Here is a 6,388-nt window from a genome sequence, read left to right as displayed (position 1 = left end):
AGTCCGGTTCTGTAGTGTGGAGGGGTGGGGTGAGCTGTGGCGCCTTCGCGAGCAAGCCCGCTCCCACAGGGGGTGGTGGTGTGGCAGAAAGGTTCGGGTGTCTACGTAGAACTACGTAGGCGCTGCGTACGTAGTTCTGCGGATTTATTTGTGGACGGCATGCGCGGATATTGGGCCCGCTCCGCACAGCGGACACAATTATAAAAATTACCGCCGCAGCCATGCGCTGTCGGCAGGAGACGCATATGCCCCGTCTGGCTAAACACCTTGCCTGGTTTGCCGTGGCTGTCCTGGGTGCGTTCGCGCTGAGTGTCGTGGCCCTGCGCCGCGGCGAAGCCATCAACGCCCTGTGGATCGTAGTCGCAGCAGTCGCCATCTACCTCGTCGCTTATCGTTACTACAGCCTGTTCATCGCCAACAAGGTGATGCAGCTGGACCCCAATCGAGCCACGCCTGCCGTGCTCAACAACGATGGTCTGGACTACGTGCCGACCAACAAACACGTACTGTTCGGCCACCACTTCGCGGCCATTGCGGGCGCCGGGCCTTTGGTCGGTCCAGTCCTGGCGGCGCAGATGGGTTACCTGCCCGGCACGCTGTGGCTGATCGCCGGTGTGGTGCTGGCCGGTGCAGTGCAGGACTTCATGGTGCTGTTCCTGTCGACCCGGCGCAACGGCCGCTCCCTGGGCGACATGGTCCGCGAAGAGATGGGTCGCATCCCCGGGACCATCGCGCTGTTCGGCTGCTTCCTGATCATGATCATCATCCTCGCGGTGCTGGCGCTGATCGTGGTCAAGGCCCTGGCCGAGAGCCCGTGGGGCATGTTCACCGTGATGGCGACTGTGCCGATCGCGATGTTCATGGGCATTTACATGCGCTACATCCGCCCGGGCCGCATTGGCGAGATCTCGGTAGTGGGCGTGTTGCTGTTGCTGGGCTCGATCTGGCTGGGCGGGCAGATTGCGGCTGATCCGGTGTGGGCGAAGGCGTTTACTTTCACCGGGATCCAGATCACCTGGATGCTGATTGGCTATGGTTTTGTTGCGGCGGTGTTGCCGGTGTGGCTGATCCTGGCGCCTCGCGACTACCTGTCGACCTTCCTCAAAATCGGCACCATCGTGGCCCTGGCGATCGGCATTCTGGTGACCATGCCAGACCTGAAAATGCCAGCCCTGACCCAGTTCATCGACGGCACTGGGCCGGTGTGGAAAGGCGGTCTGTTTCCATTCCTGTTTATCACCATCGCCTGTGGTGCGGTGTCGGGTTTCCATGCGCTGATCGCGTCCGGCACCACGCCGAAATTGCTGGCCAGCGAAGGGCATGCCCGTTACATCGGTTACGGCGGCATGCTGATGGAATCCTTCGTGGCGATCATGGCGATGGTGGCCGCTTCGGTGATCGAGCCGGGCGTGTACTTCGCGATGAACAGCCCGGCGGCGATCGTCGGTTCCGATGCGGTGACGGTCGCGCAGACGGTCAGCAGCTGGGGCTTTGCGATCACGCCGGACGCGCTGGAAGCTGTGGCCCGGGATATTGGTGAGACCACCATCCTGGCTCGTGCCGGTGGTGCGCCGACCCTGGCGGTGGGCATCGCGCAGATCCTGCACCAACTGCTGCCAGGTGAAAACACCATGGCGTTCTGGTACCACTTCGCGATTCTGTTTGAAGCGTTGTTTATCCTGACGGCGGTGGACGCCGGTACTCGCGCCGGACGCTTCATGCTCCAGGATTTGCTCGGCTCGTTTGTCCCGGCGCTTAAACGCACCGAGTCCTGGGCCGCCAACCTGATTGCCACCGCTGGCTGCGTGGCGATGTGGGGGTATCTGCTGTACCAGGGCGTGATCGACCCGCTGGGTGGGATCAACACCTTGTGGCCGCTGTTTGGTATTTCCAACCAGATGCTCGCGGGTATCGCGCTGATGCTGGCGACGGTGGTGCTGATCAAGATGAAGCGTCAACGTTATGTGTGGGTGACCATGCTGCCTGCGGTGTGGTTGCTGATCTGCACCACGACCGCCGGCTTTATCAAGCTGTTTGATGCCAACCCGGCGATCGGCTTCCTCGCGCTGGCGAAGAAGTACAGCGACGCGCTGGCCAACGGGCAGATTCTCGCGCCGGCCAAGGACATCAATCAGATGCAGCATGTGATCTACAACGCCTACACCAACGCGACGCTGACGGCGCTGTTCCTGCTGGTGGTGTTCAGCATCCTGTTCTTTGCCCTGAAGGTCGGTATTGCCGCCTGGGGTAGCAAGGAACGCACGGACAAGGAAGCTCCGTACCAGGCGCTGCCAGAGGCCTGAGTGAGGAGGGCAGCATGTTTAATGACTTGAGTCGGCTGGGGAAGTATCTGGGGCAGGCTGCGCGGTTGATGGTGGGGATGCCTGACTATGACAACTATGTCGAGCACATGCAGACCAAGCACCCGGACCAGCCGATGATGGATTACGAGATGTTCTTTCGCGAGCGTCAGGAGGCGCGGTACGGGAGCAAGGCCGGGCCGAAGTGTTGTTGAACCGTTGAATGCTTGAGTAATAACTGTGGGAGCGAATTCGCTCCCACAGTTGTTTACGCAGTGACTGAATTGATATCAGCTACCGCCGCTGCCACCACTGCTGCTGCCACCACCAGCTTTATCCGCACCGCCAGCCTTGGCGCCCGCTGGAGCCGGACCATTGTCGGTGGTGTTGCCATCCGAACCTTTAGGCAACGAGGCGGCATCGGGGTTGGCATTGGTGGCTTCAGGCGCCGGATCGCGGGTTTGGCTGGTGCCATCCGACGAGGATGTACCACTGGTGGATTCGCCTGCTGCGTAGGCGTTGAGCGAGAAGGCCGACATGACACCTACAAGCGTGAGCACCGCAAATTTTCTGTTCATCATGTTGAATCTTCCTTGCGAGTGATTAACACAACATTGGAAGGATGCACGGACGATAGGTGCGAGCCAGCGGACGAACGGTCATTGTGTAGCAGCTGGCGAAGCCCGCGTTGGGGCGCGCAGCGGCCCCCAGCGTTCCAAGGCCAAACATAGCGCCTGCTGCGCAGACGAACGCAGCCTTCGGCAGCTGCTACAAAAAGCCCATCCCCCCCCAAGCCTTGTAGCAGCTGGCGAAGCCTGCGTCGGGGCGCGTAGCGGCCCCCGGATTTAACGGCGCAGACGAATCTTCTGCCAGTTATCGCCACTGGTGAGCGTTCCGGTATCGCCGCGCAGGGCGTACAGGGTGGCCCGATACAACGCCGTGACGCGCGAGCAGTGCAGGCCGCGAAGTTTGTGGTAGGCCCAGGTCCAGCCGTGCTTGGGTGTATTGCTCATACGTCCTCCTGCGTCCAGTTCTTCCGTGCCCTGAGGGTAGCAGGTAACCGGGCACCCAGGGGCGCATTGGATCCAAGCCCCGGGCCCTGGCATCAGTAGCGCATTTCCACCGCTACGTAGGCGCCGACACCGTCACCTGGATACAGTGAAGCGGTGTCCTGGCCTCTGGCGTCGTACAGCGGCTGCACTGCCGTGACGTATTTCTTGTTGGCCAGGTTCTTCAGGTCCAGCGAAACCTTCCAGTCCTTGTTCGGCGTTTCGTAGCCCACGTTCGCACCGAAGATGGTGTAGGACGGTGCGTAGAAACTGTTGGCGTAATCGACTGCCGTGCGCGAGGCCGACTGTACGTTGAACCCGGTGTAGAAGCCGCTCGGATGCTCGTACTGCACTTCGCCCTGGTACACGTGCTTGGGGATGCCCGGCAGTTGGTTGTCGCCGAAGGTCGGGTCATGGCGATAGTAGAAGTCGTTGTAGGTGTACACCTGGCGCAGGGAGACCTGCTCACCGCTGGCATTTTCCCACAGGCGAGTGTTTAAACCGGCTTCAACGCCCTGGTGAATCGTCGGCGTGGCGTTAAACGCGCCGGTGACGGCGGCTGCGGTGGGGGTGGCGCCGATCAACTGGACGTTGAGCAACTCATCCTTCACCCACGAGCGATACAGCGCCAGGCTGCCGTCGAAGATCCCTGCGGAACCCTTGATGCCGACTTCCACGGTGTTGGCTTTTTGTTCCACCAGCGGCCGAACATAAGGCGCGGTGGGGCCGGAACCGGAGTATTCCCAGGAGGCCGGTGGATCTACCGAGCGGCTGACGTTGGCGAACACCTGCAGGTTTGGATTGAACTGGTAGCGCACGCCGATCCGCGGCGCCAGGCTCCAGTTGTCGTAGGTCACGTCGGTGGGAAAGGCGGTGGTGTTGGCGACCAGCGACTCCTTGACGTTGGCGTGGCGGCGCACGTTGATCGCGGACACGCCAGTGGTCAGCCACAGGTCGTCGACCAGTTCCAGGTCGTTACCCAGGGAGAACACGTGGTCGAAGGACGAGCCGTAGTCCACCAGCTTGCGCGTCTGCTTGTTGGCGAAGGCGGAGTCGACTTCGCCTTTAAGGTGTTCGGTGGAAGTGAAGGCGATGCTGGAGCGGCTTTCGTGGCCGAACCATTGATCGGTGCGGTCGTAGTTGATCACCGCGCTGAGGTCGTGCCAGTTCCAGAAGCTTGGGTTGCTCGGGCTGTTGGGGCTGTTGTTGTGGGCGTACTCGTAGTAGGCCAGGCCCACGGACAACGTGGCGTCGTCATCGAAGGTGTAGGTGGTCTTGCTGCCGGCCCAGACGCTGCCCGGTCGACGGCTGCCGGCGCCGCTGGACGCTGCGGTGGCGCTGGCGCGATCACTGTGGTGCTTGACCTGGTCCAGGGTGGTGGCGCTTGGGTCGTTGTGGTACTCGTCGCGGTAGCGCAGCATCAGCTGGGTTTCGAGTTTGGGGCTGAATTTGTAGCCGAAGTTGGCGACCACGCCCTGGCTTTTCGACAGGCTGTAGTCGCGAAACCCGTCGCTGCGGTAGTTGTCGGCGTTGATGTAGTAATCGAAGTCGCCCTCGACTCCGCCGAAGCTGGCACTCTGTTTGTTGTAGCCGTAGCTGCCAGCCTCTGCCCGCAGGCGCAGGCCGGGGGCGGTGTAGCCGGTCTGGTTGACGAAGTTGATGGCGCCGCCCAGGCTCAAGGCGCCGTACTGGAAGGCGTTGGCGCCGCGCAGGATTTCGGTGTAGTTGACGCCGGAGCCGTTCAGAAACTCGTAGGGCGTGCCGCCGGGGCCGGTGATGGGTAGGCCGTTGAAGAGGAATTTGATGCCTTCGCGGAAGTAGCCCGGGGAGGTGTTGGCGCCTGAGCCGCGGATGGAGATTTTGGCTGCGTCGTTGCCGCCGGTGGATTGTACGAATACGCCGGGTTGGTAGGCGAGGGTGTCTTGCAGGGTGGCTGTTCTGCCTTTGGACACTTGTTCGCTGTCGACGACGCTGGTGCCGCCGGGTACTTGGTCGAGCTGTTGTTTTGCGGTTTCGGCTGGGGTGATTTGCTGGCCTTTTACGGTGACTGTTTGCAGTTGTGGCTCGGTTGAGTTGGCGGTGGGCTGTTCATCTGCTTGTGCGACGCCTGAAAGCAACAGGGCGGAGCCGAGTCCTACTGTTGTTAACCAGGTGGCTTGGCGGATGGCTTGCGGTAATTTTTGCAGCTCTCCCCGGAATACTGAATGCATCAAGTTCGTTCCCCAATGAATAGATAGATTTGTCTGGGCTTTCTATTCGTATAGTCATGCTTGTGGTGGACTAAGCAGTAAGTGTGCCAGTGCTTTTTTGGGCTCTTTGAGTGGGGTTTTGTTGTGAGTTTTGTTGTTGGGAGTTCTTTTGTTTGGATTGGTGTTGGTGGGGCAACACTTGAGTGTAGATATCCGTTTTGCGGTCACGGCTGCTTATGGTTCCGCCCTTACGGCGGGTTGCATTGATTTTCCCGTAGGAGCTGTCGAGTGGAACGAGGCTGCGATCTTTTGATCTTGCTTTGGGTGCATATTCGTTTCTGCGGTCACGGCTGCTTATGGTTCCGCCCCTACAGCGGGTTGCATTGATTTTCCTGTAGGAGCTGTCGAGTGAAACGAGGCTGCGATCTTTTGATCTTGCTTTGGGTGCATATCCGTTTCTGCGGTCACGGCTGCTTATGGTTCCGCCCTTACGGCGGGTTGCATTGATTTTCCTGTAGGAGCTGTCGAGTGAAACGAGGCTGCGATCTGTTGATCTTGCTTTGGGTACATATCCGTTTTTTCGGTTATGGCTGCTTATGGTTCCGCCCTTACGGCGGGTTACTTTGAAAGCGCAAAGTAACCAAACGCTTCTTGCCCCACCACTCGGCACCTCGCTTAGGCTCGGTGTGCCCTCACTCCGGCATTGCTCCGCAGGTCGCCGCGATGGGCCATCCCTGGCCCAGCGCGGCTAAACCGGCATCCTTGCCGGTTTCCCCGCTACGCAATGCCTGCGTTCGGCCAGCGTGGTTAACGGGGCGTCCGCGATCAACAACCGGGCCGTGGCGGCCTT

5 protein-coding genes are annotated in these 6,388 nt (G+C 60.5%); 2 read left to right on the top strand and 3 right to left on the bottom strand.

Annotated features, from left to right (window positions below):
• Positions 1–245: 245 nt before the first annotated feature.
• The gene (locus ORL50_RS28455) at positions 246–2,303 is read left to right on the top strand and encodes a carbon starvation CstA family protein (protein ID WP_122839521.1); all 2,058 of its coding nucleotides are present in this window, start codon (positions 246–248) and stop codon (positions 2,301–2,303) included.
• A 14-nt stretch (positions 2,304–2,317) separates the two neighbouring features.
• The gene (locus ORL50_RS28450) at positions 2,318–2,515 is read left to right on the top strand and encodes a YbdD/YjiX family protein (RefSeq protein ID WP_266020006.1); all 198 of its coding nucleotides are present in this window, start codon (positions 2,318–2,320) and stop codon (positions 2,513–2,515) included.
• Positions 2,516–2,590: 75 nt separating this feature from the next.
• Here ORL50_RS28450 and ORL50_RS28445 read toward each other — a convergent pair whose 3' ends face one another.
• The 3 genes from ORL50_RS28445 to ORL50_RS28435 all read right to left on the bottom strand — a co-directional run bounded on the left by ORL50_RS28445 (position 2,591) and on the right by ORL50_RS28435 (position 5,559).
• Positions 2,591–2,881, bottom strand: a complete 291-nt coding sequence (locus ORL50_RS28445; protein WP_266020004.1) for a hypothetical protein — start codon at positions 2,879–2,881, stop codon at positions 2,591–2,593.
• 264 nt (positions 2,882–3,145) lie between these two features.
• Positions 3,146–3,313: a hypothetical protein gene (locus ORL50_RS28440; RefSeq protein ID WP_266020003.1), complete on the bottom strand. Its 168-nt coding sequence runs from the start codon at positions 3,311–3,313 to the stop codon at positions 3,146–3,148.
• Positions 3,314–3,405: 92 nt separating this feature from the next.
• Positions 3,406–5,559: a TonB-dependent receptor family protein gene (locus tag ORL50_RS28435; protein ID WP_266020002.1), complete on the bottom strand. Its 2,154-nt coding sequence runs from the start codon at positions 5,557–5,559 to the stop codon at positions 3,406–3,408.
• Positions 5,560–6,388 lie beyond the last annotated feature (829 nt).

The sequence above is a fragment of the Pseudomonas sp. RIT-562 genome (genome assembly GCF_026241895.1).
GTDB lineage: Bacteria > Pseudomonadota > Gammaproteobacteria > Pseudomonadales > Pseudomonadaceae > Aquipseudomonas > Aquipseudomonas mandelii_F.
This window is presented reverse-complemented; position numbering and strand designations above follow the sequence as displayed.